Source organism: Dictyobacter aurantiacus (assembly GCF_003967515.1).
Classification (GTDB): domain Bacteria; phylum Chloroflexota; class Ktedonobacteria; order Ktedonobacterales; family Ktedonobacteraceae; genus Dictyobacter; species Dictyobacter aurantiacus.
This window is the reverse complement of sequence record NZ_BIFQ01000001.1, coordinates 5485476-5511452: the sequence shown is the minus strand read 5'-3', so window position 1 is coordinate 5511452 and position 25977 is coordinate 5485476. Positions and strand designations below refer to the sequence as shown.

Sequence of the window (25977 nt, the reverse complement as noted above, 5' to 3'; positions counted from 1 at the left end):
AGCCTACTATGACCACAATGGCTACAGGAAAACCAGCTGTACAGGCAAGGACAATCTCGCTCACCAGGATATTGCTGCTCTGCGGCGCGATCGCCGGCCCTTTATTCATCTTTGTCGTGCTCATCCAGGACTACAGTCGTCCGGGCTTCGATCCAAGAATCCATATGCTCAGCCAGCTCTCGCTCGGTGATGGGGGGTGGGTGCAGGTCACGAACTTTGTGCTGGCCGGGGTGCTGAACCTGCTCTACGCCGTTGGACTCTGGCGCCGGCTGCATCCGGGTCGCGGGGGCACCTGGGGACCAATCTTCATCGCCGCCTACGGACTCGGCCTGGTTGCGGTCGGCATCTTTCGCACCGATCCTTCCCACGGCTACCCGCCGGGACTACCAACGCCCACACAACCCAGCTGGCACAACATTATCCATTCCCTTGGTGGCCTCTATGTCTTCGTCATGCTGGCGATCGCCCTGGCGGTGTTTACCCGCTTCTTCCTCTCGCGTAAAGAATACTGGTGGGGATGCTACTGCCTGCTGAGCGCCGTGCTGCTGCTCATAGTCTTCTTCGGTGGCTTCACCAGCGCCGCGCTGATGCCGGGCGCCTTGCGACTGGGAACCCTGATCGGCTGGATGGGCGCGTCGATGATCGCCATCAAGCTGCTTACCAGTCTCGACCCGGTCACGCATTTCCAGGAAAACCAGGGCGATCGCGTCGCCAGCGTATCCATCTAGCCTCTTCATACCAGGGATGCCGCGCCCTTATACGCGCCCCCATAAGGGAAAACGCGACTTCCCTGTGCCGGATAGCCGGCGACAAGCGGGTTGACAGACGTTGTTGGTAAGTACATACTGATACCATGAGCAGAAAACATCCCACCACAACGCGCCTATCCGCCGAGGAGCGCCGCGAGCATATTCTAGAGGCCGCGCTCCCCATCTTCGCCGCCTACGGGCTACATGGTGCCTCCACGCTGACGATCGCGGAGCGGGCAGGCATCTCAGAGACCTATATCTTCCGCCTGTTTGGTACAAAGAAGGAGCTGTTTCTGGCCACGGTCGAACGCGTCCATGGCCAGATCATGGCGGTCTATCGCTCAATCCTGGAGAGCCATCCCGACCAACCATTGGAAGCGATCCAGTCCGCGATGAGGCAGGCTCCCATGCCAAAGGACAGGCTCCTGCTCTTGCTGCAGGCCTACGCGGCCTGCCACGATGAAGAGATCCAACGCGTCGTCTGTAAGCGCTTCATCAACATGTATAGCTATGTGGCGCAACAGGTCGGTACTGGGGCGGATGTCCAGGACTTTTTCGCCCACACAATGCTGGCGATGATTACAATGGCTCTCGGCATCCTTAACCTGCCCCCTCAGACAGAGGAACAGATCACGCCACCATCAAAAGATGGCTAAGCTCTTTTTTTGGCCTTGTAAATTTGTAAGTACTTACTTACAATAACATATATAAACATGTCTGAATATCTGCACCTCGGTGCATTGAAAGGTATTTATATGCATCCCGCATCTTATGCATTAGGGCATATCGCCCTGCGCGTGAGCAACCTGGCACGTGCACGCGCTTTTTATGTGGAGACGCTTCACTTTCCAGCCATCCTGGAGATTCCAGGACGCCTGCTCCTGAATGTACACGGCATAGTCATCGCGCTGCTGGGGGACGATCCGCACACCGGACAGGAAGACCGTTTTTCACCCTACCGCGTCGGGCTGGATCATCTCGCGCTGGCCGTCCCAGATCCACAGGAGCTGAACACGCTCCTGGAGTACCTGCAGCAGGCTGGCGTGCCTAACCATGGCCTGGAAGAGGACGAGTTGACACACGCACGCTACATCAGTTTCTATGATCCAGATGGTATCGCCTGGGAACTTTATGCCACAACCCGGCGCTGAGCAAGCGCGCCAGGTTTATGGATATCAGGAAGAAAGGGCGAGCCGGTAGATCGGCTCGCCGCCGGAGAGCGAGCCGGTAGGCTGAAAGCCAGCGTCGCAATAGAGGTGCTGGGCGTGCACGTTCTCGGGATGGACGGTGAGTTGCAGCATCCGGCAGTGGGGATAGTGCTCGCGCACGAATTGCAACAGCAGGTGTAGCGCCCGCCGGCCATATCCCCGCCCCTGATAGCGCTGGTCGATGAAAAAGTGGAAGATCCAGTAGTTGTCCGCCCGTCCCGGCTCGTAGGCCATCACAACAAATCCGACCATCTCGTCATCGGCATAAAACGCGTAGGGGACCCAGATCAGCCCATCAGGGCGGATATAGGCCTTGGTCAGCGCGATCGCCGCCACCGGCACATAATCGGCCACAAAACGCTGCTGCTCCGGCCTGACCGCCAGGTCCAGGCTGGCGCGCCAGTTCTCCCGCGTCACTTCACGCATTGAAAACTCACCCATCACCAATCCGCTTTTCTTCCCACATCAAATTCTCTTAAGAATATATCGGCCTGCTTAAACCATACCGAAAATATTGTGGCTTTTTCAAGCACACCTCTTAGAATGTGTCTTATGCCAATACTCATCGCCTGCGTTCTGCATGAGATTTCGCACCCGCGGAGCTCGAAGGGATGCGCTTTGGCGTCGGCTTTTTCAGCGCCGATGAGCCGCCGCTTGATCCACAGCAGCGCCTGAATGTGCTCACCAACCTCTTGCAACGATGGCTCGAAGAACAGGGAGACAACTAGACGCGCCCGGATAACAACTATGCTGCGCATCAGCGGGAGGTGCTATGCTACCTGAATAGCGTCTGCCACGCATCCAGGTACAGAATGGTATGAGCTTCATCTGCCGCGAGGCAGCATGCATAGAGGAAAGCGAATGAGCACAACACAGAACAAGATCGCCCTCGTCACCGGAACGTCGTCCGGCATAGGTTTGAGCACAGCCGTGCGGCTGGCGCAACACGGCTATACGGTCGTCGCCACTATGCGCGATCCGCGCAAGTCCCACGAACTGGAGGAGCAGGCCAGACAGGCCAGTGTAAGCCTCGATGTGCGCCCGCTCGATGTGGAGGACGCCACATCGATTACCGCCTGCGTACAGGAAATAATACAGACTTATGGTCACATCGACCTGCTGGTGAACAACGCGGGCGCGGGCTTTCTGGGCACCATGGAACAGACCTCCGAGCAGGATCTGCGGCGCACAATGGAGATTAACTTCTTCGGGGTGTGGCGCGTCACCCAGGCGGTCTTCCCGGCCATGCGCGCCGCCCGCTCCGGCCGCATCATCACCGTCACCAGCGTGGGCGGCATCATCGGACAGCCCTTCAACGATGCCTATTGCGCGGCCAAGTTCGCCACCGAAGGTATGATGGAGGCCCTGGCACCGGTCGCCAGGCGCCTGGGCATCGATGTCAGCATCATTGAGCCGGGACCGGTCAACACCAATTTCGTAGCCTCCGTGAGGGCGCAATTGCCAGAACAGACGCCCGAGGTGAAGGAGAGCTATAGCTCGATGATCGAGGCCTACATGGGAGGCTCGCAGGAGCGCTTCGCCAGCCTGGGGCAGACACCTGAACAGATCGCCCAGGTAATCGTCGAGGTGGCAACAGTTGAGCAGCCGCACTTCCGCTATGCTACCTCGGAGCTGGTCCGGAACCTTGTCACCCAGAAATACGCCGACCCCAGCGGCGATAATATGGTGGCCCTCTTCAGCTCCCGCCTGGGCTAGCAAGACACTACCCCCGGTCCCTGCTTGAAGACAGCTGCAGCAACAGCAAAGCATCAATAATTCCACGATGCGCTTGTCCTGGATGGGGCAGCGCATCCGCGCTGGCGCCTGGTAGAGCCAGCGTGGATAGTGATCAGTTCAGGGATTTCTCGTACAGGATAACCTCAAGCAGCTGGTGCGTTTCCCTGTCTACATGCTGGGGATAGTGGGTGCGGCCGACTTCGCGGTAGCCGTTTTTTTCATACAGCCTTTGAGCTGGCAGTTGGAGGATTGAAGTATCGAGATGCAGGGTCTGGTAGCCGAGGGCGCGGGCGTGGGCCTCCAGCGCGGCCAGGACGAGTTGGCCGTAGCCGCGCCCCTGGTAATCGGGATGGATGCGCATGCGCTTGATCTCGGCTCGATCCGGTCCGGTGCGCTTTAGAGCCCCCATCGCCACCATCCGTCCATCATCTTCACCGATCAGGAACTCTCCCTGGTCCTTAAGGTACACATTCTCAATAGCATAGATATCATCATCCCAGGGACCACGTCCCAGATAGGCCCCCGTCTGCTGCAAGGCAGACACATGAAGGTGCTCCACAGCCGACTGGTCTGTGGAGGTGTAGCGACGCAAGGTAAACACGGCTTCATTTCCTCTTTCAACGCCACGCGGGCGAAAAACGTTCTCACGGTTCGCCCGCTACTATAGCATGAAGCCGCATTTCCAGACAAGCATCATAGAAGAGCTTATGGAGAATCGCCCCAACATATCGTACGCGCCTGCGCAATCGATATGGGCCCCTGTACCATTATATGCGGGACTCCCGCGAAGAGCCCATCACGCCTCTCTCGCCGGGCCAGTCGATCATACCACACCAGCGCCTTCTGCGGCACAGCGTCCAGTTCACGATAGGAAGCCTCATCGAACAGGCACACATCATCCTCACGCAAAGGGGTAGCGGCGGGTCCAGACGCATCTACTATAACTATAGGAATTCCCCGCACAGCAAGCAGTGGGATCCGAAAAAAGGTGCGCTGTGGCTGCACCGCCAGCCCACGCTCACGTAGCGCCAGGTACAGCAGGTGCGGGTGAATGGGACTGCATTGTACCACGTCATTCCAGAGGCAATTGAGCTTGGGAATCACTTGTTGTGGCAAAGCCATACGGCTCGGATGATCCTGGTATTTCAGGCGTTCGCGCTCGTAAATATCAGGGTAAAGCTGCCGCAAGGTGTTGAGGGGATAGAGCACCTCACCCACCATCTGCGGGGGGCACATATGATAAATAGCCTGTTCCATCTCACTCACTCCTCCAAAACGGAGTTTACTACTACCATGTTTATATTTTACCTGTCAAAAATCCCGTTTGCTACTGACATAACGCTGTCACAACCAGCGGGTAAACTATGGGTATAGAAGAAAGAAAGAAAGCGATCGTTCCCGGGGCCAGTGCTCCGGGTTTGAAAAGAAAGGATCACACGCTCATGGCTAAACTGCTTGGACCCGATTTCATTAGCCTCCAGGTACGCAATCTCTCCGCATCACGCGCGTTCTATACCGAGGTGTTAGGTCTGGACGTCGATGAGCGCTTCGACACGCCCGACTTTGTCCTGCTGGAGTCCAGCACGATCCCCTTCGCGCTTAGCGCGGCAAAGGTCAATCTGGATGAAGCGCCGCGTCCCGGCTGGGGCGTCGCGCTCTGGATCGACTGCGACAACGTCGATGAGCTGCAAAGCCGCCTGGTGGCAGCTGACGCCACCATCGTCACCCCGCCCTTCGATGGTCCCTTCGGGCGCACCCTCATCTTCATCGATCCCGACGGCTACCAGATCACAGCCAACCAGAATCCCTGGGAGCGCTTCCCCCTCGGCGGCCGCTCCCGCAACTAACCAATCAGAAGCGATAATTTCGCACCGAGCTCTTGACATTGCTCCAATAGATGACATATCATCAATGACATATCATTGATGATATGTCATCTATTTTGTGCAAGACAGAGGGCTAATTTATGCGAATACATGCATTGCAGACGGGAACTGTAGCGATTAAAGAGGGGCAACGGCAAGGAAAGGGGCATGGTGTGCTCCGGCAGTTGAACATGTTCATCGACAAGACGTGGACGGAACCCTTGCCGATCTATGCCTGGGTGATTGAGCATCCCGAGGGGATCATCGTGGTTGACACGGGCGAGACCAGTCGCACGAGCGAGCCAGGCTATTTTCCCCGCTGGCATCCTTATTACCGGTCAGGGGTGCGCGAGTGGGTGCGACCAGAGCAAGAGGTTGGTCCACAGTTGCGGGCGCTGGGGATCGCCCCCTCAGATGTGCGCTGGCTGGTGTTGACCCATCTGCATACGGATCATGCCGGAGGCCTGCATCACTTCCCACAGAGCGAAATACTGGTGTCGCGGACAGAATACCGGCTGGCCTCAAGTCTGACCGGACGCCTGCTGGGCTATCTACCCGATCGCTGGCCCGACTGGTTCGCCCCGCGCTTGCTCGATTTCGCCCCCCAACCCTATGGACCTTTTCCAGATAGCTATACGCTGACCGGAGCGGGCGACGTGGTTCTGGTCGCGACCCCCGGCCATACACCAGGCCACCTCTCGGTCATGGTTCAGGATGGGCCAGTACAGATATTGCTGGCCGGTGACACCTCTTATAACCAGCAGTTGCTTCTGGATGGTATAGTGGATGGGGTAAGTGGGAACGAGACCGTCGCCCGGCAGACGATACAGCGCATTCAACAACAATTGCGCGACACCCCGACCGTCTATCTCCCCAGCCATGATGCCGGGTCAGCCAGACGGCTGGAGCAGCGCGCAACGGTCACGTTCGCACCCTAAACCAGATGGAAAAGAGATATGCATGCAACCTGTAGAAGAGCTCCGTTATCTTATCCTCGCGGCCCAACGTGAAGGGAACCGCATGCTGGCCGAAGCCCTGCGGCCCCTGAACCTTACACCCTCACAGGCTGAGGTCTTGCGCGTCATGCAAGACCATCAGCCACTGTCTCTGGTCGCGCTGGGCGAGCTGCTCATCTGTGAAACAGGGAGCCCGAGCCGCCTGGTCAATGGCATGGTTGAAGCGGGCCTGATCGAGCGCGCCATCGCGCCGGCTAATCGCCGCATGGTCACGCTGACACTGAGTGCACAGGGTCGGCAGAAGGCCGAGCACGTCCGCTCCATCGAAGAGTCGATGTATCAGGTCATCCTCCAGAGTCTGCCGCCCGGTGCATCGCTGACCGCCCTCAACGACCTCCTGTGGAACTTCATCGCCGACCGACCCAGCGGCGCGGCCCTCGCCCGCCGCACCAACCGGTCCTGAGCAGGTAACATGCAGCTCCCTCTTACGGCACGCCCGGTCTGGATGCAGCACGCGGCGCTACCCACCCGCTTCCGCTTCAGCTCCTGCTTCTCAAAAACACACAGGGCGTACACGTTGGTAGTGTTAAAAAAAATGAGGTTTCCTGGCACGCAATTAAATTGCGCACAATGAGATTGCGCGTCACACATAGCGCGGCAAAAACAAAAGATACCAGCCATACATGCACCGTTGAAAAAAAATAACGATGCTCATCTATCAGTCTGTGAAGTGAAGCGGGCCGATTGTGATGCATCTGTGCGATCGATGCGCCATAATTGAACAGTAAGATAGTCTCTCTATTGAATCTGTTCTGCAAAGGAAGGTGCCGTTATGAAAACATCCAGGCGCGTCGAGGAACGTTCCACCGGCAGGAGAAGCTGGCTGGTCGGCATCCAGACCATACTGGTGTTGGCGTTTCTGATCGCGCTCATCCGCAGCAACCGCGAGCGGCTTCTGAACAGGCTGCGCACATTCAATAAGCGCTACACCAACCCACGCGTCTTGCAGTTCGCTGCGCGCCGCAAGAGTCCCTACGCGGTACTACGGCACGTGGGGCGCCGTTCGGGAAATACTTATACCACACCGGTAGTGGCCGATTTCGTGCCACGCTTGAACAGCTTTGTTATTCCACTCCCCTACGGGGAAGGCACCGACTGGTGTCGCAATGTGATGGGCGCTGGACGCTGCACGCTCACGAAAAACAAGGTAGCATATACGCTCGTCGAACCGACCATCATCGAGGCAAGCGACGTACTCACCGACCTGCCCGTACAGATCCAGGGAACGCTGCGCTTCCTGGGTCTCAAGAAGTTCCTGCAGCTGCACATCGAGACATCTATCCCATCAGACAAGCCGGTCGATCTCGTGTCCACGCTTGAACGCTAACTGCATCAGGATACAAGCCATGGTTGTCGCCAACCATGGCTTTTTTCTATGCCCTGGCATCCTATACGAAATAGGAATGATAATGACCACATGCGCAGGTATACTGAAAGAAGCGTTGTAGTAGTAGAACATGTAGAGATGCATCTAGAGGAGAAACACATGCAGAAGGATCAGCTTATCCAGGAGTACGCGGCGGCCTATGAACACACGATCGAGATCGCTAATGAGGCGGCGCGGCGTGGCATCAGCGGTCGGGATGGCACGTGGGGTCCACGGGAGACCATCGCCCACATGGCCGGCTGGGAGATCATGGCCACGGTGCGCATCCCCCATATCGTGGCCGGCATGGCGCCGCTTGAGGAGACCGATGAGGAGCGCGAAAACGTGATGAACGACGCCGTCAATACCATGATCGTGACCATGGTCGGCGATCAGTCGCTGGAGACGCTCTCCAGCATGCTGCGCCAGGCCTATCAGCGCACCGTGGAGTTGCTCAAACCGCTGGATGATCGCTTCTTCCAGCCCGGCCAGTATATCTACGAGCGCACAAAAGGCTGCATCGAGCATTGCCAGGAACACATCGATACTATCAACGCTTTAGCCTGATCATACCTCATCACGTACCGCGCTGGCCTGTCCTTGACAGCAGCACTTCGCATAGCTTACTATATCAGTAACGGATATATCCGTTACTGATATAGTAAGCTATGCGAAAGGATTCATTATGCAACGGCTCACCCCATGGCTCACGCTCTCGCCCGATGCGCCGGTCGATCTACAGATGCACACCTCCAATAGCGATGGCTCCTGTACTCCGCAGGAGCTCGTGGATTACCTGGTGAAGGAACAATTCGCGCTTGTCGCCATCACCGACCACGAGCGCGTGGATACGGTGGCTCAGGTACAACGCTACGCGGCCGAGCGTGGCCTGCATGTTCTGGCCGCCGTAGAAATGAGCACCAACTGGCACGGTCGACCGACGGACATCCTCTGTTTCGGCTTCGATCCCGCACACCATGGGCTGGGAGAACTGGCGCGGCGCGTACGCGATGCCGAAGAGCACTGGGCCCGGCAGATGCTCGACGCGCTGGAACATGAAGGCTATCGCTTCGCGAGGCAGCAGGAAGTGCTGAAGAATCACAGGGGACAGCCAAAGAATGCCGGTGACATCTATGAACTGCTCCTGCAACATGGCTATGTCCATAACGAGCAGGAATTTAATCCGCTCTTTGAGCATCTGGTCGCCAGCGGGCTGATTCAACCGTACGATCCCTACAGGATGACCAATGACCTGGTGGCCGTCGTCGCGGCGGCGCACCAGAGTGGGGCAATCTGCATCCTGGCCCATCCAGGACGCGGCGGCACGTATCCCCGCTACACTCCTACTCTGCTAGATCAACTGCTGGCCGAGGTTCCCCTGGATGGTATTGAAGCTTACTATCCCACCCATAGCGATGAGCAGCGTGAGGAGTACCTGGCCTACGCCAGGCAGCACAACCTGCTGGTCAGCTCGGGTTCGGACTCGCACGGGCTGAGAGCCGCGACCGACCGGGCTCCCATCAAGTATCCGGCCCGCCTGAGCCAGCAACTTCTAGAGCGCCTTGGCGTCCAGCTACGCGCATAAATTCACTTGATGGGAAACACATGCCTGCCTGTGGTTGTGTATAATGGGGGTTCAATCACCACTATCACCAGGAGGCAGGCAGCATTGAGCACGTTACAGACAGGCACACTTGAGGAGCAGAAAGCGGGACAGCAGAAAAAGACGATTACGGCATTGGATGGGGTGCGCGGCTGCGCCATCCTCTTTGTGCTGATCTTCCACATCAATCGCACCACCGGCGATAACCTGTGGGACTGGCATGCCTATCCGCTGGCGTCGTCGATCGCGACGGCCGGGGGGACCGGCGTGACGCTGTTCTTCGTGCTCTCGGGCTTCCTGCTGTTCTTGCCCTACGCGAAGGCGCTGCTGACGCGCGGTCGCTGGCCGCTGGCCCGTACATTCTACCTGCGGCGCGCGCTGCGCATCCTGCCCGCCTACTACGTCTCGCTCTTGCTGCTAATCGCGTTGAGCGCGCCGTCCTATCTGCAACCGGCCCGCCGGACCGATCTGCTGCTGTTCCTGACCCTGTTTATGGATTCGTCGCGCTCGACGTTTCGCGCCCTCAATGGTCCGTACTGGACCCTGGCCGTCGAGTGGCAGTTCTATCTGCTGCTGCCACTGCTGACGCTGGGCATGGCGCTGCTGCTCAGACGCGTACAGATCGAGCACAGGCTGCGCGCGGTGACGCTCTGCCTCTGCGGCGTGATCGCGGGTGGGCTAATCATACGCCTGGTGGGGTCCTACTTCTGGGGTAATCCGACGGCGACCTTCCTGCTGCCGCGTCCGGCCATCGATGTGGTGCTCTTCTTCGTGTATGGGCAGACCGGCAAGTATCTTGAAGATTTCGCGGTCGGCATGCTGTGCGCGCTGCTGTATGTCTACGCGACGCAGCCTGGACCCGAGGCCCAACCTCTTGCACAGAGGCTGCGGCGCCTGAGCCTCTGGCTGTGGAGCGCGGGACTCGGCATCCTGCTCTTCTCGGCCATCTGGCACTTTCAATCTGACCCCAGAACGCCGGCCTGGCCCCTCCTGAGTCCGATCATGCCCTACTTCAACTGGCTGAGCGAGATGCTGCTGGCTATCGGCTATGGGATGTGCATGCTCGCCATCCTGGCTGGTCCCCCGGCCCTGCGGCGTCCCTTTACCTGGCGACCGCTGCGCTGGCTGGGCCTGATTTCGTTCAGCCTCTATATCTGGCACCTGCCGCTGATCGTCTTCTTCCAGACGCACATCCAGCAGCCGCTCTTCCCCCACCTCAACCACTACCTCGTCTACCTGCTCTACTGGCTCTGGGCCGCCATGGGCATCATCCCCTTCTGCATCCTCTCCTACAACGTGGTCGAGAAGCCCGCCATGCGGCTAGGAGATCGCTGGCGCCGCTCGATCGAGGCACGCCAGCGCGCCCGCGAACAGGCACAGCCGCAGATTGCCAGGGATGACTGAGACAGGCCAGAACCAGAACCTATCCCTTTTAAAAATGGGTGCCTGGCGCCGGGCCGACCTGGCCTACCATGCGTTCGAATTGCTCGTAGCTGGTGGCAGGTGTGGAGCCTGCCCACATTTTCGCGCCCAGAACCGGGAAGGCGGGCATGATGCGGGTAGTAATATCAGCCACGCTGGTGATGGTATATTTGTCGTTCCAGACCGCGAAGGTTGCCCCAAGCAGGTGGGGATCGCCAGGCTGGAGATTAAGATAAGGATAGTTCAGATTAAAAATGTACGGCTCCCAGCGCTCGTAGAGCAGGCGCGTGTTGAGAAAGTCGTTGAAGTAGCTGGCATGCGGCACGATATAGAGCAGATGATCGTTGGCATTGATGATCTTGAACCCCTGTTTTCCCATGTCGACCGAATTGGCCCAGGTATTGTCCCAGTTTTCAAGCGTAATATCGTTCTTCACGGCAATTTTGCTCGGCATCTGCGACAAACTGCCCCACATTCTGGCAGTCTTGCCATGCTTTTTGAGAAAAGCATCATAGCTGTTGATGTATTGCCGGTATTTGTCAGCATCCCTGGAATCGTATTCGTCCATACCTATGTTCATTTGAGAGGCGTGAAACCAGGGCAAGAAGGTATTCCAGAGCGAGTTCATAAAGGTATAGGTCGCGGGATTGCTGAGGTCCAGAAACTCCTTCGAATAGCGATGGCTGGCCAGTTCTGGACGATACCGGGTCAGCGCCAGGGCATGGGCCGGGGTATCAATTTCAGGGGTAATGGTGACGGCGTACGCGCTGGCTACCTGCTCCAGTTCTTGTATCTGCTGTTGCGTATAAGAACCATCGGTAGCGGCCAGGCCAGGAAAAGCAGGGCTGTTCAGGCGGAAGGCTGCGTATTGATGCTTCCAGTCAGGCTTATTACCGGCTCCGAGCGCGTTGTCGTTGAAGTGGAGCTGGAAATCATTGAATTTATACCAGGACATGAGCCGGATATAGTCTTCCAGTACAGCCAAGGGCACGAATTTGCGTCCGACATCCAGCATAAAGCCGCGTTCCTGGTAGCGGGGATAATCGCGGGCATAGCCTCTGGGCAGGCTCATGTGATTGAGAGAGGCCCGCACCATCTGAAGAATGCTGCGCGTTCCGTAGAAAATACCATTCGCCGTATGCGCGTTAATCGTCACCGAGGCATCGATGCCCAACACATAGCCCTCGTTGCCAATGCCACGGTCCGCCGTTTTGAGCGTGAGAAAAAAGTTGCCAGTCCCCGGCTTGCTGGCAAGAGCAATTGGCAGGGACGCGTCTATCTCTGTGCTCAGATCCTGCTGAAAGACCCGGGCGGTCGTTTGCAACTGCCGGGCGTAGGCAGGATCAAGCACAATCCGTGAACCAGAATCCAGCCGAAACTCTCCTGTGCCGCCATGCCATTCGCGCAGCGCGGGCGCAACCGCCGGAGCTGAATTGATCTGGATCGTGCCAGGGGTAGACAGATGTAAGGGATGCAGGCTGATGAGCGCCAGAACCATACTAACGATGATCACAACCAGCCCGACCACTCTTCGGTTTTTCAAACGCGGTTCTGCCTTTCCAAAAAGACTCAGGTTCCCTTGAACGCCGGCGTAAATAGCCAGTGTAGATGTCCTTGCAGTATATGGCGTAGAACGCGTCACGTCAAATGCCCGACCAGCCTTCCTATTGCGCAGACACATCCAGCGCAGCTTTGAGCAACTCGGATTGGACAAGGATTGTGTTTATTCGCAAGCCACCGAAAGCAATGATGATGGGAGTTCTATAATCCCTGCTCTACTGGCGTTGCAAGAAGGCCAGGCGCACGCCCAGACCAATAAAAATGCCACCGGTCAGCCAGTTCAACATCTTCGAGGCGCGGGCATGGCCCTTTAACCATCGGCCCAGGACACTGGCGAACAGGGCCACGATGAAGTTCACCACGGTACCCGAGATATTGAAAATGGTGCCCAGGATGATGATCTGCAGGGGAACGGAGCCGTGAGCAGGACTCGTGAACTGGGGCAGAAAGGCCAGGAAGAACAGTGCCACCTTGGGGTTCAACACATTGGTGATGACCCCCTGCGCGAAGACACGCCAGAGTCCCATCCGCTCAACCTGAGGCGCGATCAATGAATGCTGGCGACTGAGCAGCGTGCGGACGCCAAGATAGACCAGGTAGGCCGCCCCCACGAATTTGACAAGGTTATACGCCAGGGGGACCGCGGCAAGGATGCTGGCCAGGCCCAGCGCGACGATACACGTCTGGATCAGGCTGCCGACGGCAATGCCCAGCGCCGAAACAAAGCCAGCACGCTGGCCCTGGCCTGCGCTACGCGCGATCACATAGAGCATGTCAGGTCCAGGCGCGATATTCAAAGCCCAGGCGGCCATCAGAAATAATGGGAGGACGGCTAGCGATATCATGGGATCATCTCCTTCTAGCGATACATCAATACAATCCCATTATTGTATGCAGCAAAATACGCGAAGTCAACGCGCGAATAGAAGATTCTTGATTTGAGACCGAAAAAATAGATACGTTTGTATCTTAATATAGTGTTGGGAAGATATCAAAAATACATTTATAGCTTTAAGCCATTCAAAACGAAAAAATTCCATCTATCAAGGAATAAAGAGGCAGCTTTTATGAAAGATGAGCAATCTGTGACAGTATTTATTCATGGTGGCATGAGCCTGCTGCTGCTGCTGGTCTTCTTTTGCAGCTTGCTGGCGTTCGATGCCTCGCGGCACAGCGCCAGCGCGGCCACGCATACAATACAGGCCAGCCACCACATACACCAGGATGATAGTACAAAACCCGGACGTAGCCGGACCCGCTATCACTACACCACCCATCATTATTCCTCCAGCAGAGGCTCGGGCTGGCCGTTTGATGCCGCGACCTCGATCGTCATTCTCGTGGTATGTGTCGTTATAGGCATACTCTTTTCCGTCTTTAAGTGGCTGAGGCAAGACGACTATAACGATGAGTAGCGTATGATGACAATTGGAACCAGGCCAGCAATATGCCTATTGATCAAGATGCTTCCACAGATAAAAGACGGTTTCGCCCGGCGGACAGTTCTCAAGTTTTCCATAAAGGCGATAGCCCAGCTTTTGATAGAATGCTGGAGCCTGAAAATTTCCAGTCGCGACGCGGGCATAGTGGCAACCTCGCTGCCGTGCCTCATGCTCCGCCTCCTCCATGAGCAGTCGACCAAAACCCTGCTCGCGCATAGATTCATCTATCCAGATGATGCTGATCTCAAGCCACTGCGGAATCGTATGTGTCCTTCCGACCAGCCCTCCAAGCAGCATTCCCGTTCGATCAAGCAGCGAGATCTGTAGCGGTAAAGGCTCCACACGTTCAATGGGAAGCGCAGTGCTGTGACTCTGATTAAAGGCGATAAGCTGATTGGTGAGATAATCCTCTCGTTGCTCATTGACGGCATGATCGAACACATACTGGTCGCGGGAGACATCCTGATTCATGGCCTGAACTCCTTCTTACAAAATTACATGATCCGTAACAACCCATTTTTTTGCCTTGTCTTTCTCCCCTGGAGTATGGTATGCTCTCTCCGAAAGCGTTCTTCTCTTTCTTTCACAGTCCGCAGAGCTAGTCAGATCCAGGAAGAGTAAGACCCTTGCCGCGGGAATCTTTGGGAAAAGCGGAATGCCATGGTTGAATCAGACAACCCGTGGGCAGAACACTTGAGACCACTCGTAACGAGCCGCCTCGTCCTTCTCCCTCTGGTCGTCCATTCCGATGTGGAGCAACGTATGATGACATCTCATCACCCTGAAGAACCGGAGGCGACTGTACCCGTCCCCCACCTCAGCCAGGGGGAACAGCAGGCAGAAACAACTGCTGAACTGTCCGCTATCACCCGCCTTTATGAACTTAGTACGCGATTGGTACTGAGCTCTGGATTGGAAGCGCTTCTTGAAGAAGTCCTGCATGCGGTTATCGAGCTACAAGGAGCCGACTTTGGCAATGTGCAACTCTACGACCCTGTGAGCAAGAGGCTCACCATTGTCGCACAGCAAGGCTTCAAACAGACGTTCCTCGACTGCTTTCGCAGCGTGAGTGTCCACGAGAGATCTGCTTGTGGAATGGCGCTCGCGCGGCGCGAACGGGTGATCGTTTTTGACACTGAGACAGACCCGGCTTATAAAACCTATCGTCATATGGCTGTTCTCTCCGGGTATCGCTCCGTCCAATCGACTCCGCTCTTCACTCGCGCAGGTGACATACTCGGCATGCTCTCAATCCACTTTCGCCTTCCGCACTCCCCTTCTGCACACGAACTACGGCTGACCGATCTGTACGCCAAGCAGGCTGCTGAAATGATCGAACGTCATCGCATGGAGGAAGAACTCAAACGAACCAACGAAGCACTTCAAAAGGCACGCGCTGATGCGGATGTGCGCTTACAGGTCTTCCAATTGATCCTGGACCGCTTATCGAACGGGGTTTTTCTGGTGCAAGGACCTCACTTGCGCTTACTGCTGGCTAATCAGGCCGCAACGACTCTCTGGGGCGCCGCATGGCCACAAGGCCAACCTGAGGAGGAGTTTCTTCACCAGCATGGCATTCAGCTGCTCACTCCGAATGGGCAACCGCTTCCCCCCGAGGATTTGACCGGCAGGCGTGCCATGACCACAGGTGAAACCGTGCTCCATCGCCAGTTGGTGATCTGCCAATCTGATGGCACCCGCCTTCCAGTCCTGGTGGATGCAATTCCCTTTGAGAATCTCTCCCTGCTTTCTCGCCCTCTCTCGGCGCTTCCTCCAACAGAGCGAGTGGTTCTGCTCGTCTATCAGGATGTGAGCACCCTCAAAGCAGCGGAGACGCTCAAAGACCAGTTCATCAGCCTGGCAACACATGAACTACGCACACCCGTGACCATCATCGCGGGCTATGCCGATCGCCTGCTTGGCCGCTCGGCACGTGGGGGAGAATATGGGCTGAACGAATGGCAACGGGAAAAAGTGCAGGAGATGAAACAAGCCTCGTGGCAATTAACCAGCCTCACGGAAGATCTGCTGGATGTGACGCGGATACAGGCAGGAGAGTTCAAGCTGGAACTGCGCTCGGTCGATCTGGTTGCCCTCACCGAGCGGGTGGTCAGGCGGATCCAGGCCACTACCGACCGGCATCAGCTCGCGTTCCATACAACCCTTTCCCAGCTCTGGGCAACGGTCGATGCCATCCGAATTGAACAGGTCTTTTCCAATCTGCTTTCCAATGCCATTAAGTACAGTCCAGATGGTGGCCCGATCGAGGTGATCCTTGAGGAGCACGCGGAGACCCATGAAGCCCGATTCCGTGTCCGTGATCAGGGAATGGGGATTCCACATGCCCAGCAAGTGCACCTCTTTGAACGGTTTGTCCGTGGTGAGAATGTGCGCGCTAGCGGCATCCGTGGGACTGGACTGGGACTTTACCTGTGTCGAGAGCTGATCGAACGGCATGGAGGGCAGATCGCCTTCGAATCGGAGGAAGATGTCGGTTCCACATTCTTCTTCTCCCTTCCCTGTATCAGGGCGGTTCAATAGGAGAATGGAAACGCGCCACACGGGAGGACAGATTCCACTTCACCTTCTTCCTGATCAGCTGGGGCTCGATGGATTTTCCAACGGTGAAGAACTGGCTGGCTGTTCTCAATATTGTGTGCATATTTTGCCATCAACTCAGCAATTAACCAGAAAGTCTTGCACAATTCTTGCCTGATCAGGTAAGTACAGAAGCGCGGAGGTGGTTTTTACCGTCGCGAGTATGGGAGTGGCAGCACCTGTTATTGTTGCCTTGCCCAAACTGGTGGCCAACCACTATCATACCGGCGTCTGGCTGTTAGGAGCTTATGTGACGATGCGCGCAATCGGCTCGATGCTGGCAATGTTCTACGTGGGACAGGTCCCGCGCGTGCGCCATCGCGGAATACTGGTCTATCTCACATCCATCCTGAGCAGTATCGGTGTCGTCGGCCTGGGCTTTTTCAACGTCCCGATCGCGGCCATGATGCTGGGCGTGTTCATGGGCTTCTTTGGCGGCCTGGCGGATACCTGGTGGCCCATCCTGCTACAAGAGTATGTTCCAGCGGACAAGCTGGGACGGGTTAATAGCGTTGATATGATCGGGGCATCGCTGCTATGGCCGCTAGCATTCGTCCTCGTCGGTACGCTCTCGGATGCGATGGAGCCGGGCTGGGTCTTCATCGTGGCCGGCCTCTTTAGCACGGTCCTGCGTGTCGGCGCGCTCAGCGTACGCGATATTCGCCAGCTCAACTAGCAATATGTCTCTCTTCCCTGGCGTGAGAATACGCCAGGGAATGATACAATAGAAACGCTTTTTTGAAATATTGAGTTGTAAAAGGACAAGGGAATGTCAGAGCACTCCAGATATACACTATCATTTCAAAGTGCCGAGGCCCTGATGGGCCAGCTCGGCCTGCGAGGTCCGCTGCAGGTGACGCTGGTGCGAGAGCAGAACCATACCTATCGCCTGAGCTGCCAGCAGCAGACTTTCTACCTCAAACTACATACCAAGGACTGGTATCCCCCCGATGAGGGGCAGACGGGCTATTCGGTGCGCCACGAGGTTTGCTCATGGCGCATCCTCGCACGGCACGGTCTGGCTACGCCGGAAATCGTGCTGGCGGGCTTCGATGGCCGCAATCCGCTGGAGCATGCTTATGTCCTGACTCGTGAGGTGCCCGGCATTCGGACCTGGTGAGCCTGTGCATGAGCCTGGCGCAGGCGCTCCCACCCGACCTGCACTGGTGGGAGCCGCTCTTCGCGGGCTACGGTCGTGAACCCGAGTTCGAGGCATTCCGGCTGCGCCTGCTGGGCGGCTGGTATCCCTACCAGCCACATATCTGGCCAGGAACCGGTGAAAATGGCTTCGCCCACCTGTTGCGCGCACAGAACTGGTCGACTCTCTTCTCACACGCCCATCTTCCTCCCCAATGACACGTTGAGCGTCATCTAAGATGGAAGATGCGGTTGATTAGCAGCATGGTGATGGCCACGAGGCCCAGCGCGATAATTCTACAGATCATGACAAAGTGATAGGTGCTGATATCCGCGCCAACCCCATAGTCAAAGCCTGATTCTAAGATGCCGGCTTGACTGGCTAAGACGACGATGGAGAGCATGGCCAGCGCAACGCCCATCCAGGGGCTGGCCGGCCGGCCTCCTCCCTGTTCAAAGCGCAGCAGAGCGCTAAAGCTCTTACGCTGCAGCAACAGGTTCATACTTACCAGGGCGATGCAGATGATCAGCAGCATCGCCAGCTTCATCAGACTCAGAGCATAGCCATACGAGGAGTAGAATAGCTGCTGCACCAGAAGGGAGAATACTCCGACCGAGAAGGCCGCGAACAGCAGGCGCAACCAGGGCGAGAGGACCCGAGCCCCGCTGTCCGGGCTGAGCTTCTGCCCCGGATGTTGCGGCTCTTCATATTGATGGGGGGTGCCGTAGTAGCCCTGCCCATAGTGGGCGCGCTCGTCCAGGGCCGCCTCCGCGGCCTGGCGCACGGTGGCGTCCTCATCAAGACGCGCCTCTAGCAGTGAGGAGATGGGCGCCCGTTCGTTTTGTTCTTGCAGTGCCATGATTGTTGCCTCCCTGACCGTCCATGCACTGTCCTGCAGGCCGATCTCTATCTTTTCAATTGGAGCCTGGCTGCCCATTCTGCCCAGCGCCCATACCGACGCCGAGCGCACAGCCGCGTGCGCGTCCCGCATCACGGACAGCAATGGCTCTACCGACGTTGTATCTTGCAATCTTCCCAGGCCCTGCGCGGCAGCGGCCCGCACACTCCATTCGGAATCGCGCAGCGCGGCTATCAGCGCCTCGGTCACGCCAGGCACGGGGCCCGCCCTCTTCTCAGCCTGGAGAGCCAGGGAGCGCACAGCCGCCGCACGCACAGCCTCATGCTCATCGTGTACAGCCTGCAACAGGACATCCAGCGACGCTTCCCGCTTCCCCAGCACCTGTACAGCCGCCGCCCGCACCGACCAATCACTATTTCTAAGGGCCGCGTCGAGCTCCTCGGGATGTTCGGCCAGCTGGTGAGCAATCTTACCCAGACCAACGGCAGATAGCGCGCGAGCAGCGAACGGCGTCATCGTCCTGGTCTCTGTGGGTTCGATATAGCTCTGCCTCTGCTCCGCTAGCTCCTGGTCGCGCTCGAGAAGCTGATGATGTTCACGCTCGTATTCCTGTTCCATCATCGGATGCTCTCCTCCTCTCTGGCCTGGAGTTCCTTGCGCAGCATCTGCAGGCCGCGGCGCATCTGCGTCTTGACCGTATTAAGCGGACGCTGCAATACGTTGGCGATTTCCTGTTGACTGAGATCACCAAAGTAGTAAAGATCTATGACCACACGATATGATTCTGGCAGGGCATCGACCAGTTGTTGTAGCTCCTGGCGGAGCTCAAAGCGCTCGAAGATGATTTCAGGCTGCTCATCATGCGTATCGGCATCCAGATCCAGCAGAAGCTCACCCTCAGGGGTATTCAACGACACCCCAGGGGGCGGTTTCGTGCGCTGCACATGGTTGAGATAGACATTCCAGGTGATTTTATAAAGCCAGGCGTGAATGCGCAGACTACGCACCTGTAAGAGTGTATAGCGATCCAGAGCATGGTAAGCGTTGAGCAGGGCATCCTGTACAATATCTTCCGCGTCCGCCATATTTTTGGTGCACCGCATGATAAAGAAGATCAATTGCTGCGCATACATCAATACAATTCGTTCATATAAGGCCTCTACCTCATCCGCAGACAGCCGGGCATCTTCGCGCGCGTGCCTCCTGTCCATGCCGCCCCCCTCCTGTGTTTTCTGTTTTACGCTCCCTATAACACAAAAAAACGACGCAAGGTTTCACGAAAATGCATCTCTTTCGTGAAATGCAGATAGTGAATTGGGACGGGAAAGCCGGGGGAACACCAAACAGGCCCACACGCATCGATGCGTGTGGGCCTGTTCGTATGCCAGCTATGTGGGATCGGTCAGGCGGCCGCCCTTGCGCAGCGCCCAGATGGCCTGCGCGATACCGTCGCGCACCGGAGCGGTGTTGGTGATGGGATTGAGCAGCGCGAAATCATGAATGGTGCCGATGACGCGCACGGCCGCGACGGGCACACCGGCCATCTGGAGTCTGTGCGCGTACGCCTCCCCTTCGTCGCGCAGGACGTCGTTCTCGTCTACGATGACGCTGGTCGGCGGCAACCCCTGCAGGACCTCAAGCGGCGCCTTGAGGGGCGAGAGATGATAATCCCCGCGCAGCGCCACGTCGGGCGCGTAGCAGTCCCAGAACCATTTCATGGCGGCCGCCGACAGCCAGAACGAGCCGCCACCATAGCACTGATAGGAAGAGGTATTCATATCCGCGTCCGTCACCGGATATAGCAGCACCTGGGAGGACAGTCTGGGTCCCTGGCGCTCTTTGGCCATGATAGCCAGCACCGTCGCCATGTTGCCACCAACGCTATCGCCAACAACGGCCAGGCGCGCGGGATTGACGCCAATGGAGGCGCCATGCTCGGCGGTCCACAGCAGGGCGGAGTAGATCTGCTCGAGCGCCACGGGATAGATAGCCTCTGGTGAACGGTCATAATCGACAAACACGACCGTTGCCTGCACGCCATGGGCGATCTCACGCACCAGGCGATCATGGGTCCCCTTATCGCCAAGCACCCAGCCACCACCATGGCAATATATCAGGCCCGGCAACACTCCGGTGGCGCCCTGGGGACGCACGATGCGCAGGGAGACCTCGCCCGTCGGGGCAGCCGGAATCTTGCGGTCCTCAATCTCAGCCGGGGGCAGGGTGACTTTCACACTCTCCTGTACGGAAACGAGCACGTTGCGCGCCTGTTCAGGTGTCAATGTGTAGAGGGGCGGACCGCCCTGGGCCTCCAGCTTCTTAAGAAAGGCCAGCGTCGTCTTATCAAGCAAAGCCTCACGGGGATCACCAGCGACAGTTACCATAGGAAACATCCTTTCTGCTGCTGCTTCTGAAGCGGCAGCTCTTTGAAAGAAGGAAGCAACCGGTATATGTGTGCCAGCGTATCGCACAAGGACAAGCAGGTGCAAGGTGTTCAATTTGTGCTGCTGGCCGCGCTCTTTGCGATGTGTTTGTGAGGGAGAGGCGTTAAATCATCTCCTTCAGAGCTGAATCCAATAGCAACAGACCTTTGCCGGCCAGCCCTCGACCTCGGTGATCTCTTCCAGCACACCGCCACTGGCTTCAATGATTTTACGCGAGCCGATGTTGTCCTCATCGCACGTCAGCAGGACGCGTCCGGTCCTCCCTTCATCTTGAAACTCCTGCAGGGCCTGAAGAAAACTCTCTCTATAGCGATCTGAGGGGGGTGATAAAAATGCCATTTACTCCTCTTTCGTATCGTGATGCTCTTCCTAAACAATATAAATTATATCAATAATATTAACCATGAGAAAAGCGAATCATAGGGCCAGCCTTAGTGCTCGCGTAAACATTCATCAAAACCATAGATGGATTGGTAGCCTAGATGGTGTTTAGCCCTGGTGATATCGTAGACACGGTCGATACTGGTTGGCAGCGGCCAGCCACGTTGCGCGAAAGCTTCGACCACGTGGGGCGTTCGCCTGCGCAGTACCACCGCTGGATCCGAAAGGAGCAGGGACAGGTCGCTCTGCTGAAAAGGCGAGCTCGCCGAGATATTTAGAATGTCAAAGGCGCCACCCTGGCTGTTGACTGCCAATACATGAGCTCTGGCTGCATCACGTACATCGACACCTCGATAGAGCCGGTAGAGCGCCTGCAAGCGCGGTGTCTGCGCGAAAAAACGCGCGACGCGCAGGCAAGTGACGGCCAGACCTGTGCTGAGCGCGATGTCGCGGCATAGCTCTTCGGCGGCGATCTTGGTGATGTCGTAGATGTCGCGCGGCTGCGGTGCCAGGTCTTCGCTGACCCAGACCGCCTTATCACGCGGCTCCAGCGCACGACCGTAAAGCGAGGTGGTGCTGGTATAGACAAAGCGGGACACACCATGCTGAACCGCGGCCTCCAGTAGATTGAGCGTGCCGCTGATGTTGCTGGTGATGAACTGCTGGCGAGAATGGGTCGCCATCTGCGGCTGATGCAAGGAAGCCGTGTGGATGATGGCATCCACCCCTCGTACGGCTCGCCAGATCAGCTCGCGCTCAGTGATATCTCCAACATATCGCGTCCAGCGACCGGACGTGAGATCGAGGCCGATTGGCTGGTGTTCTTGTGTCAACTGTTCCGCGATGGCAGCTCCGAGATGGCCGGAGCTGCCGGTAATGAGGATGCGCATGCTCAATTAGCGGTTCCGACCTGCCAGGCGTGCTGGTAGGCGAGCTGTTCCTGGGTGAGGGTGTCGAGCTGGACGCCGAGGGCGCGCAGCTTGAGGACAGCTACGCGTTCGTCGATCTCAGATGGAACGTCATAGACGCCGGGGGTGAGCCGCTGGTACGCTTCGAACAGGTAGCGGGTGGAGAGAGCCTGGTCGGCGAAGCTGAGATCCATGAGGGCGGCGGGACTGGCCTCGGCGGCGGCCTGGCCGATCAGGCGTCCCTGTCCGAGCAGGTAGACCTTGCGTCCATTAGGCAGTTCGTACTCGGTCATGTGCTGGCGCAGCTGCGCGGAGCCGGTGGCGAGATCGCGCAGGCCAGCGGTATCGACCTCGACGTCGAAGTGGCCGGAGTTGGCCAGGATGGCGCCGTCCTGCATGAGCAGGAAGTGCTCGCGCCGGATCACGCCGGCCATGCCGGTGGCGGTCACAAAGATCTCTCCCAGGGGCGCGGCCTCGTGCATGGGCAGGACCTGGAAACCGTCCATGATCGCTTCCAGGGCGCGCGTGGCGTTGATCTCGCTAACGATGACGCGTGCGCCCATGCCACGGGCGCGCATGGCGATGCCGCGTCCGCACCAGCCGTAACCGGCGACGACGAAGGTGGCACCGGCCAGCAGGACGTTGGTGGCACGCAGGATGCCGTCGATGGTGTTCTGGCCCGTGCCGTAGCGGTTGTCGAAGTAGCGCTTGGTCGGCGTGTCGTTGACGGCGACCACGGGGAAGCGCAGCACCTGCTGCTCGGCCATGGCACGCGCCCGCATCACGCCCGAGGTGGTCTCCTCGATGCCGGCCAGCACCTCGTACTCCTCGGGGCGGCTGTGCAGGATAGCGATCAGATCGGCGCCGTCATCCATCACCAGCTGCGGCTGAATGGCCAGCGCCTGTTCCATGTGGCGCTGGTAGCTGGCCAGGTCCTCGCCGTGGTGGGCATAGACCGCGATGCCGCGCTCGACCAGGGCGGCGCAGACATCGTCATGCGTCGAGAGGGGATTGGAGGCGCAGAGGGCAACCTCGGCACCGCCAGCCTGCAGCGCGCCGACTAGCACGGCGGTCTCGGTCGTGATATGCAGGGAGGCCGCGATGCGCCTGCCCTCAAATGGCTTTTCAGCCGCGAACTCTTCTGTGATCTGGCGCAGCACCGGCATGTGGCGCGCCGCCCAATCTATGCGCTGCTGACCACGTTCGGCCAGGGATCGATCATGAATATCGTATGGCATGTTTAGGGGACATCCTTTCCTCATAGAAGTGACACACAAACACACTAAGCAACCCTATGCAACCCGATTTCTGCCACCGCCACGCAGCTGACGCTGCTTGCGGGCCTCCCAATCCAGCCACGCCACGTCCTGCTGCTGCGTCGCGGGCGCCTCGGATGGCAACCAGTCGGGCGACCGCCGATAGTGGAAATAGCCGTGCAGCGTCTCCAGCAGGGCCTGGTTCGAACTCAGCACGGCCTGGCAGGACTCGGCTGGGATCAGCGTGCCGACCAGCGCCTCCCGCCCATCGCGCAGCAGCAACACAACGTTCTCGTCCTGCTCGTCGGTGGGAGCATGGAAGACGTGGCAGCCCCGCGCCCGCGCCTGCTCGATGGCCCGCACCAGCTCAGGATGAGCCGGGATAATCAAATCCAGACTCGTACGGGCCTGTGAGACCAGCTCCACCGCCCGCGCCAGAATATGCCGCTGCCCGCGCACCACCCAGAACTCTCCCAGGCTGCCGGAACGAGCCAGCGCGGTCAGCGTCATCGTCAACGTCTCCAGCGTCGACTCCATCGAAGCACGGAAACGCGCGAACACAGCCTGCGGATCCTGCGCCGTGTAGCGCGGCGGATCACCCGGCTGCACCAGGGCCAGTCCCTTCTCAAGCAAACGCTCCATCACCTCGTAGCTGCGCGAGCCCGGCACCTGCGAATACTTCCCCACCTCATACCCCGTCAAAGCCCCACGCGTCAGCAGCGTATAGTACGCCTCCGCCTCATACTTATTCAGGCCCAGCTGCTGCAACAGATCAACCGTCGTCATAGACACCCTCCATCACTAGTAACCACTATAGTGGTTACTAGTATACACTCGAAACGAAAGGGATACAACCCCTGGTTATCGCATCAAGAACATAAGAAGATGAAAGAGGCTTGACATAACCCATCTTAATGTTCTATTATGGACTCATCGAGTCTATAATAGAAGGGAGGGCAAGATGAAATATTCACAGGCGACCAATTACGCGCTGCACACGATGATGTATTTCGTGGCTCTTCCGGCGGGAAAAACCATCGGCGTTCAGCAACTGGCGGCGTTGCAAAAGCTTTCTCCCACCTACCTGTCCAAGATTTTGACCCGGCTCGTCAAGGCGGGCATGATCGAGTCGACTCCTGGCGTGAACGGAGGCTATAAGCTGACGCGCAGCAAGGCGGACATCTCGTTCCTGGACGTCATTCAGGCAATTGAGGGGACGGCGTCGCTGTTCCACTGCGATGATGGGCTTGAACACCATGGGTGTCTCATTCAAAATGTAATGACGCAGGCGGAGCAACAGATGGAGGACTATCTGAAAACGCGCAAATTCGTTGACCTGGTTGAGCAGAATGCGACCAACCTGACACATATCGTAGATCAGCTCACCCTGTAAATGGATGCGTGGAAAGAGGCGTCTTTTTTTTTGCCACAATTATAGACTTTATGAGTCCGTATTATCTATAATTAGAAAGAGGGATCATCCTATGAGGCTAGACTGTGCCATTATTGGCGGGGGGCCAGCCGGATTGAACGCGGCGCTCGTTCTGGGCCGGGGCAAAAGAAACGTGGTGCTGTTCGACGATAACCGGCCGCGCAATGCCGTGACGCATGAATCCCATGGCTTTCTCACACGCGATGGCGTGTCACCAGACGAGTTCAGACGCCTCGCGCATCAGGAGATCAGCGCCTACCCTTCCGTCAGCATCCAGCAGGCTCGCGTTACCGCTGTTCACAAACATGATGATGAATATGAACTCGTTGTGGATAATGGCACTACCGTGCAGGCCAGAACCATCATCCTCGCCACCGGCCTGAAGGAGACGCTACCCGACGTGGAACGCATTCACGAGTATTATGGAACAAGTCTGTTCAACTGCCCTTTCTGTGATGGCTGGGAGCTCAAAGACATACCCCTTATCCTCATTGTGGAGGAAGGACCGGCCGCCTTCCATATGGCCACCCTCCTCTGGAACTGGAGTCGAGACCTGCTCGTCTGCACCAATGGCCATGCAACGCTCACCGAAGAGCAAAAGGCGACCCTGCGCAGGCGCGAGATCGAGATCGTTGAAGAGCGCATCACGGCCCTGGTTGGCACAAACGGCAGGCTCGAACGGGTTGAGTTCGCGGCCCACGAGGCAAGCGCCCGTCAGGGTGGCCTGGTAGCTCCGCGCTGGCAGCCGGCCTCCCCCTTTGGCGCGCAGCTTGGCTGCGAGACCAACGAGATGAATGGGATCACGGTGGACCGCCTCGGCCGCACCTCGGTCAAGGGAGTCTATGCCGCCGGCGATGCCGTCTCTGCCTCACAGCTCATTGTCTCCGCCGCCCAGGGAAGCATGGCCGCCTCGGGCGTAATCTGGGACCTAACCGAGCGTGAATTCTCGGCATAATCGTCTGATTGAACCCGGCACCGCAACAATCTGCCTGT

The 25977-nt window shown here is 57.7% G+C and carries 31 protein-coding genes; 18 read left to right on the top strand and 13 right to left on the bottom strand.

Going from position 1 to position 25977, the window contains the following annotated elements:
• Positions 1–8: 8 nt before the first annotated feature.
• The 3 genes from KTT_RS22225 to KTT_RS22215 all read left to right on the top strand — a co-directional run bounded on the left by KTT_RS22225 (position 9) and on the right by KTT_RS22215 (position 1900).
• Positions 9–728, top strand: a complete 720-nt coding sequence (locus tag KTT_RS22225; protein ID WP_126598338.1) for a DUF998 domain-containing protein — start codon at positions 9–11, stop codon at positions 726–728.
• Between the two features lie 125 nt (positions 729–853).
• Positions 854–1405: a TetR/AcrR family transcriptional regulator gene (locus KTT_RS22220; RefSeq protein WP_126598336.1), complete on the top strand. Its 552-nt coding sequence runs from the start codon at positions 854–856 to the stop codon at positions 1403–1405.
• 99 nt (positions 1406–1504) lie between these two features.
• A complete protein-coding gene (locus tag KTT_RS22215; RefSeq protein WP_160146047.1) occupies positions 1505–1900 on the top strand; it encodes a VOC family protein in 396 nt (131 codons plus the stop codon).
• Positions 1901–1924: 24 nt separating this feature from the next.
• Here KTT_RS22215 and KTT_RS22210 read toward each other — a convergent pair whose 3' ends face one another.
• Positions 1925–2398 (bottom strand): GNAT family N-acetyltransferase, encoded by a 474-nt coding sequence (locus KTT_RS22210; RefSeq protein WP_126598332.1) that lies wholly within the window; start codon positions 2396–2398, stop codon positions 1925–1927.
• A 420-nt stretch (positions 2399–2818) separates the two neighbouring features.
• Here KTT_RS22210 and KTT_RS22205 point away from each other — a divergent pair, with 420 nt between their 5' ends.
• Positions 2819–3673, top strand: a complete 855-nt coding sequence (locus KTT_RS22205; protein ID WP_126598330.1) for an SDR family oxidoreductase — start codon at positions 2819–2821, stop codon at positions 3671–3673.
• A 133-nt stretch (positions 3674–3806) separates the two neighbouring features.
• On the opposite strand, the gene KTT_RS22200 is transcribed toward KTT_RS22205, so the two are convergent.
• Together KTT_RS22200 and KTT_RS22195 are read right to left on the bottom strand one after the other, a co-directional pair.
• Positions 3807–4295, bottom strand: a complete 489-nt coding sequence (locus tag KTT_RS22200) for a GNAT family N-acetyltransferase (protein ID WP_126598328.1) — start codon at positions 4293–4295, stop codon at positions 3807–3809.
• Between the two features lie 104 nt (positions 4296–4399).
• Positions 4400–4951 carry a hypothetical protein gene (locus tag KTT_RS22195; RefSeq protein ID WP_126598326.1) on the bottom strand — a complete coding sequence of 184 codons (552 nt, stop codon included), beginning with the start codon at positions 4949–4951 and terminating at the stop codon, positions 4400–4402.
• A gap of 185 nt (positions 4952–5136) precedes the next feature.
• On the opposite strand from KTT_RS22195, the gene KTT_RS22190 reads away from it, so the two are divergent.
• The 7 genes from KTT_RS22190 to KTT_RS22160 all read left to right on the top strand — a co-directional run bounded on the left by KTT_RS22190 (position 5137) and on the right by KTT_RS22160 (position 10948).
• Complete coding sequence (locus KTT_RS22190; protein WP_126598324.1) at positions 5137–5541, top strand: VOC family protein; 405 nt, start codon at positions 5137–5139, stop codon at positions 5539–5541.
• A 119-nt stretch (positions 5542–5660) separates the two neighbouring features.
• The gene (locus KTT_RS22185) at positions 5661–6497 is read left to right on the top strand and encodes an N-acyl homoserine lactonase family protein (RefSeq protein ID WP_126598323.1); all 837 of its coding nucleotides are present in this window, start codon (positions 5661–5663) and stop codon (positions 6495–6497) included.
• Positions 6498–6519: 22 nt separating this feature from the next.
• Positions 6520–6978 (top strand): MarR family winged helix-turn-helix transcriptional regulator, encoded by a 459-nt coding sequence (locus KTT_RS22180; protein WP_126598321.1) that lies wholly within the window; start codon positions 6520–6522, stop codon positions 6976–6978.
• A 369-nt stretch (positions 6979–7347) separates the two neighbouring features.
• Positions 7348–7902 (top strand): PNPOx family protein, encoded by a 555-nt coding sequence (locus tag KTT_RS22175; protein ID WP_126598319.1) that lies wholly within the window; start codon positions 7348–7350, stop codon positions 7900–7902.
• A 159-nt stretch (positions 7903–8061) separates the two neighbouring features.
• The gene (locus KTT_RS22170) at positions 8062–8508 is read left to right on the top strand and encodes a hypothetical protein (RefSeq protein WP_126598317.1); all 447 of its coding nucleotides are present in this window, start codon (positions 8062–8064) and stop codon (positions 8506–8508) included.
• Positions 8509–8626: 118 nt separating this feature from the next.
• Positions 8627–9526 (top strand): PHP domain-containing protein, encoded by a 900-nt coding sequence (locus tag KTT_RS22165; protein WP_126598315.1) that lies wholly within the window; start codon positions 8627–8629, stop codon positions 9524–9526.
• Between the two features lie 84 nt (positions 9527–9610).
• Positions 9611–10948, top strand: a complete 1338-nt coding sequence (locus KTT_RS22160) for an acyltransferase family protein (protein ID WP_160146046.1) — start codon at positions 9611–9613, stop codon at positions 10946–10948.
• A gap of 28 nt (positions 10949–10976) precedes the next feature.
• Here the strand turns inward: KTT_RS22160 and KTT_RS22155 are convergent, their stop codons facing one another.
• Together KTT_RS22155 and KTT_RS22150 are read right to left on the bottom strand one after the other, a co-directional pair.
• Positions 10977–12509, bottom strand: a complete 1533-nt coding sequence (locus tag KTT_RS22155) for a beta-N-acetylhexosaminidase (RefSeq protein ID WP_160146045.1) — start codon at positions 12507–12509, stop codon at positions 10977–10979.
• Between the two features lie 232 nt (positions 12510–12741).
• Positions 12742–13371: a LysE family translocator gene (locus tag KTT_RS22150; RefSeq protein ID WP_126598310.1), complete on the bottom strand. Its 630-nt coding sequence runs from the start codon at positions 13369–13371 to the stop codon at positions 12742–12744.
• 222 nt (positions 13372–13593) lie between these two features.
• On the opposite strand from KTT_RS22150, the gene KTT_RS22145 reads away from it, so the two are divergent.
• Positions 13594–13941, top strand: coding sequence for a hypothetical protein (locus KTT_RS22145; RefSeq protein WP_126598308.1), 348 nt, complete (start codon positions 13594–13596; stop codon positions 13939–13941).
• A gap of 36 nt (positions 13942–13977) precedes the next feature.
• On the opposite strand, the gene KTT_RS22140 is transcribed toward KTT_RS22145, so the two are convergent.
• Positions 13978–14439: a GNAT family N-acetyltransferase gene (locus KTT_RS22140; RefSeq protein ID WP_126598306.1), complete on the bottom strand. Its 462-nt coding sequence runs from the start codon at positions 14437–14439 to the stop codon at positions 13978–13980.
• A 291-nt stretch (positions 14440–14730) separates the two neighbouring features.
• Here KTT_RS22140 and KTT_RS22135 point away from each other — a divergent pair, with 291 nt between their 5' ends.
• The 4 genes from KTT_RS22135 (at position 14731) to KTT_RS22120 (ending at position 17922) form a co-directional block, all read left to right on the top strand.
• The gene (locus KTT_RS22135) at positions 14731–16509 is read left to right on the top strand and encodes an ATP-binding protein (protein ID WP_160146044.1); all 1779 of its coding nucleotides are present in this window, start codon (positions 14731–14733) and stop codon (positions 16507–16509) included.
• A 199-nt stretch (positions 16510–16708) separates the two neighbouring features.
• Positions 16709–17242 (top strand): MFS transporter, encoded by a 534-nt coding sequence (locus tag KTT_RS22130; RefSeq protein ID WP_126598302.1) that lies wholly within the window; start codon positions 16709–16711, stop codon positions 17240–17242.
• A gap of 93 nt (positions 17243–17335) precedes the next feature.
• On the top strand, positions 17336–17686 hold the full coding sequence (locus tag KTT_RS22125) for a hypothetical protein (RefSeq protein ID WP_126598300.1): 351 nt from the start codon (positions 17336–17338) through the stop codon (positions 17684–17686).
• Between the two features lie 8 nt (positions 17687–17694).
• The gene (locus tag KTT_RS22120; RefSeq protein WP_126598298.1) at positions 17695–17922 is read left to right on the top strand and encodes a hypothetical protein; all 228 of its coding nucleotides are present in this window, start codon (positions 17695–17697) and stop codon (positions 17920–17922) included.
• Between the two features lie 11 nt (positions 17923–17933).
• On the opposite strand, the gene KTT_RS22115 is transcribed toward KTT_RS22120, so the two are convergent.
• The 7 genes from KTT_RS22115 to KTT_RS22085 all read right to left on the bottom strand — a co-directional run bounded on the left by KTT_RS22115 (position 17934) and on the right by KTT_RS22085 (position 24338).
• Positions 17934–19184: a HEAT repeat domain-containing protein gene (locus tag KTT_RS22115; RefSeq protein WP_126598296.1), complete on the bottom strand. Its 1251-nt coding sequence runs from the start codon at positions 19182–19184 to the stop codon at positions 17934–17936.
• Positions 19181–19774, bottom strand: coding sequence for an RNA polymerase sigma factor (locus KTT_RS22110; protein ID WP_126598294.1), 594 nt, complete (start codon positions 19772–19774; stop codon positions 19181–19183). Before KTT_RS22110 ends, KTT_RS22115 begins: the two co-directional genes overlap by 4 nt.
• Before the next feature lie 177 nt (positions 19775–19951).
• Complete coding sequence (locus KTT_RS22105; protein WP_126598292.1) at positions 19952–20947, bottom strand: alpha/beta hydrolase; 996 nt, start codon at positions 20945–20947, stop codon at positions 19952–19954.
• A 177-nt stretch (positions 20948–21124) separates the two neighbouring features.
• Positions 21125–21346, bottom strand: a complete 222-nt coding sequence (locus tag KTT_RS22100) for a GNAT family N-acetyltransferase (protein ID WP_126598290.1) — start codon at positions 21344–21346, stop codon at positions 21125–21127.
• Positions 21347–21438: 92 nt separating this feature from the next.
• Complete coding sequence (locus KTT_RS22095) at positions 21439–22278, bottom strand: NAD-dependent epimerase/dehydratase family protein (RefSeq protein WP_126598288.1); 840 nt, start codon at positions 22276–22278, stop codon at positions 21439–21441.
• Between the two features lie 2 nt (positions 22279–22280).
• Positions 22281–23534 (bottom strand): adenosylhomocysteinase, encoded by a 1254-nt coding sequence (locus KTT_RS22090; RefSeq protein ID WP_126598286.1) that lies wholly within the window; start codon positions 23532–23534, stop codon positions 22281–22283.
• A 54-nt stretch (positions 23535–23588) separates the two neighbouring features.
• Entirely contained in the window at positions 23589–24338 is a 750-nt protein-coding gene (locus tag KTT_RS22085; RefSeq protein WP_126598284.1) for a TrmB family transcriptional regulator, read from the bottom strand.
• Positions 24339–24513: 175 nt separating this feature from the next.
• On the opposite strand from KTT_RS22085, the gene KTT_RS22080 reads away from it, so the two are divergent.
• On the top strand, positions 24514–24945 hold the full coding sequence (locus KTT_RS22080; RefSeq protein ID WP_126598282.1) for an Rrf2 family transcriptional regulator: 432 nt from the start codon (positions 24514–24516) through the stop codon (positions 24943–24945).
• Between the two features lie 91 nt (positions 24946–25036).
• Positions 25037–25939 carry an NAD(P)/FAD-dependent oxidoreductase gene (locus KTT_RS22075; RefSeq protein WP_126598280.1) on the top strand — a complete coding sequence of 301 codons (903 nt, stop codon included), beginning with the start codon at positions 25037–25039 and terminating at the stop codon, positions 25937–25939.
• Positions 25940–25977: the final 38 nt, after the last annotated feature.

Coding starts and splice junctions, on each gene's coding strand:
- KTT_RS22125 (WP_126598300.1), top strand. CDS start 17,336: ATGTCAGAGCACTCCAGATATACACTATCATTTCAAAGTGCCGAGGCC.
- KTT_RS22225 (WP_126598338.1), top strand. CDS start 9: ATGACCACAATGGCTACAGGAAAACCAGCTGTACAGGCAAGGACAATC.
- KTT_RS22115 (WP_126598296.1), bottom strand. CDS start 19,184: ATGATGGAACAGGAATACGAGCGTGAACATCATCAGCTTCTCGAGCGC.
- KTT_RS22210 (WP_126598332.1), bottom strand. CDS start 2,398: ATGGGTGAGTTTTCAATGCGTGAAGTGACGCGGGAGAACTGGCGCGCC.
- KTT_RS22150 (WP_126598310.1), bottom strand. CDS start 13,371: ATGATATCGCTAGCCGTCCTCCCATTATTTCTGATGGCCGCCTGGGCT.
- KTT_RS22110 (WP_126598294.1), bottom strand. CDS start 19,774: ATGGACAGGAGGCACGCGCGCGAAGATGCCCGGCTGTCTGCGGATGAG.
- KTT_RS22145 (WP_126598308.1), top strand. CDS start 13,594: ATGAAAGATGAGCAATCTGTGACAGTATTTATTCATGGTGGCATGAGC.
- KTT_RS22190 (WP_126598324.1), top strand. CDS start 5,137: ATGGCTAAACTGCTTGGACCCGATTTCATTAGCCTCCAGGTACGCAAT.
- KTT_RS22185 (WP_126598323.1), top strand. CDS start 5,661: ATGCGAATACATGCATTGCAGACGGGAACTGTAGCGATTAAAGAGGGG.
- KTT_RS22170 (WP_126598317.1), top strand. CDS start 8,062: ATGCAGAAGGATCAGCTTATCCAGGAGTACGCGGCGGCCTATGAACAC.
- KTT_RS22085 (WP_126598284.1), bottom strand. CDS start 24,338: ATGACGACGGTTGATCTGTTGCAGCAGCTGGGCCTGAATAAGTATGAG.
- KTT_RS22090 (WP_126598286.1), bottom strand. CDS start 23,534: ATGCCATACGATATTCATGATCGATCCCTGGCCGAACGTGGTCAGCAG.
- KTT_RS22075 (WP_126598280.1), top strand. CDS start 25,037: ATGAGGCTAGACTGTGCCATTATTGGCGGGGGGCCAGCCGGATTGAAC.
- KTT_RS22095 (WP_126598288.1), bottom strand. CDS start 22,278: ATGCGCATCCTCATTACCGGCAGCTCCGGCCATCTCGGAGCTGCCATC.
- KTT_RS22220 (WP_126598336.1), top strand. CDS start 854: ATGAGCAGAAAACATCCCACCACAACGCGCCTATCCGCCGAGGAGCGC.
- KTT_RS22100 (WP_126598290.1), bottom strand. CDS start 21,346: ATGGCATTTTTATCACCCCCCTCAGATCGCTATAGAGAGAGTTTTCTT.
- KTT_RS22135 (WP_160146044.1), top strand. CDS start 14,731: ATGATGACATCTCATCACCCTGAAGAACCGGAGGCGACTGTACCCGTC.
- KTT_RS22205 (WP_126598330.1), top strand. CDS start 2,819: ATGAGCACAACACAGAACAAGATCGCCCTCGTCACCGGAACGTCGTCC.
- KTT_RS22195 (WP_126598326.1), bottom strand. CDS start 4,951: ATGGAACAGGCTATTTATCATATGTGCCCCCCGCAGATGGTGGGTGAG.
- KTT_RS22080 (WP_126598282.1), top strand. CDS start 24,514: ATGAAATATTCACAGGCGACCAATTACGCGCTGCACACGATGATGTAT.
- KTT_RS22165 (WP_126598315.1), top strand. CDS start 8,627: ATGCAACGGCTCACCCCATGGCTCACGCTCTCGCCCGATGCGCCGGTC.
- KTT_RS22180 (WP_126598321.1), top strand. CDS start 6,520: ATGCAACCTGTAGAAGAGCTCCGTTATCTTATCCTCGCGGCCCAACGT.
- KTT_RS22175 (WP_126598319.1), top strand. CDS start 7,348: ATGAAAACATCCAGGCGCGTCGAGGAACGTTCCACCGGCAGGAGAAGC.
- KTT_RS22215 (WP_160146047.1), top strand. CDS start 1,505: ATGCATCCCGCATCTTATGCATTAGGGCATATCGCCCTGCGCGTGAGC.
- KTT_RS22120 (WP_126598298.1), top strand. CDS start 17,695: ATGAGCCTGGCGCAGGCGCTCCCACCCGACCTGCACTGGTGGGAGCCG.
- KTT_RS22105 (WP_126598292.1), bottom strand. CDS start 20,947: ATGGTAACTGTCGCTGGTGATCCCCGTGAGGCTTTGCTTGATAAGACG.
- KTT_RS22140 (WP_126598306.1), bottom strand. CDS start 14,439: ATGAATCAGGATGTCTCCCGCGACCAGTATGTGTTCGATCATGCCGTC.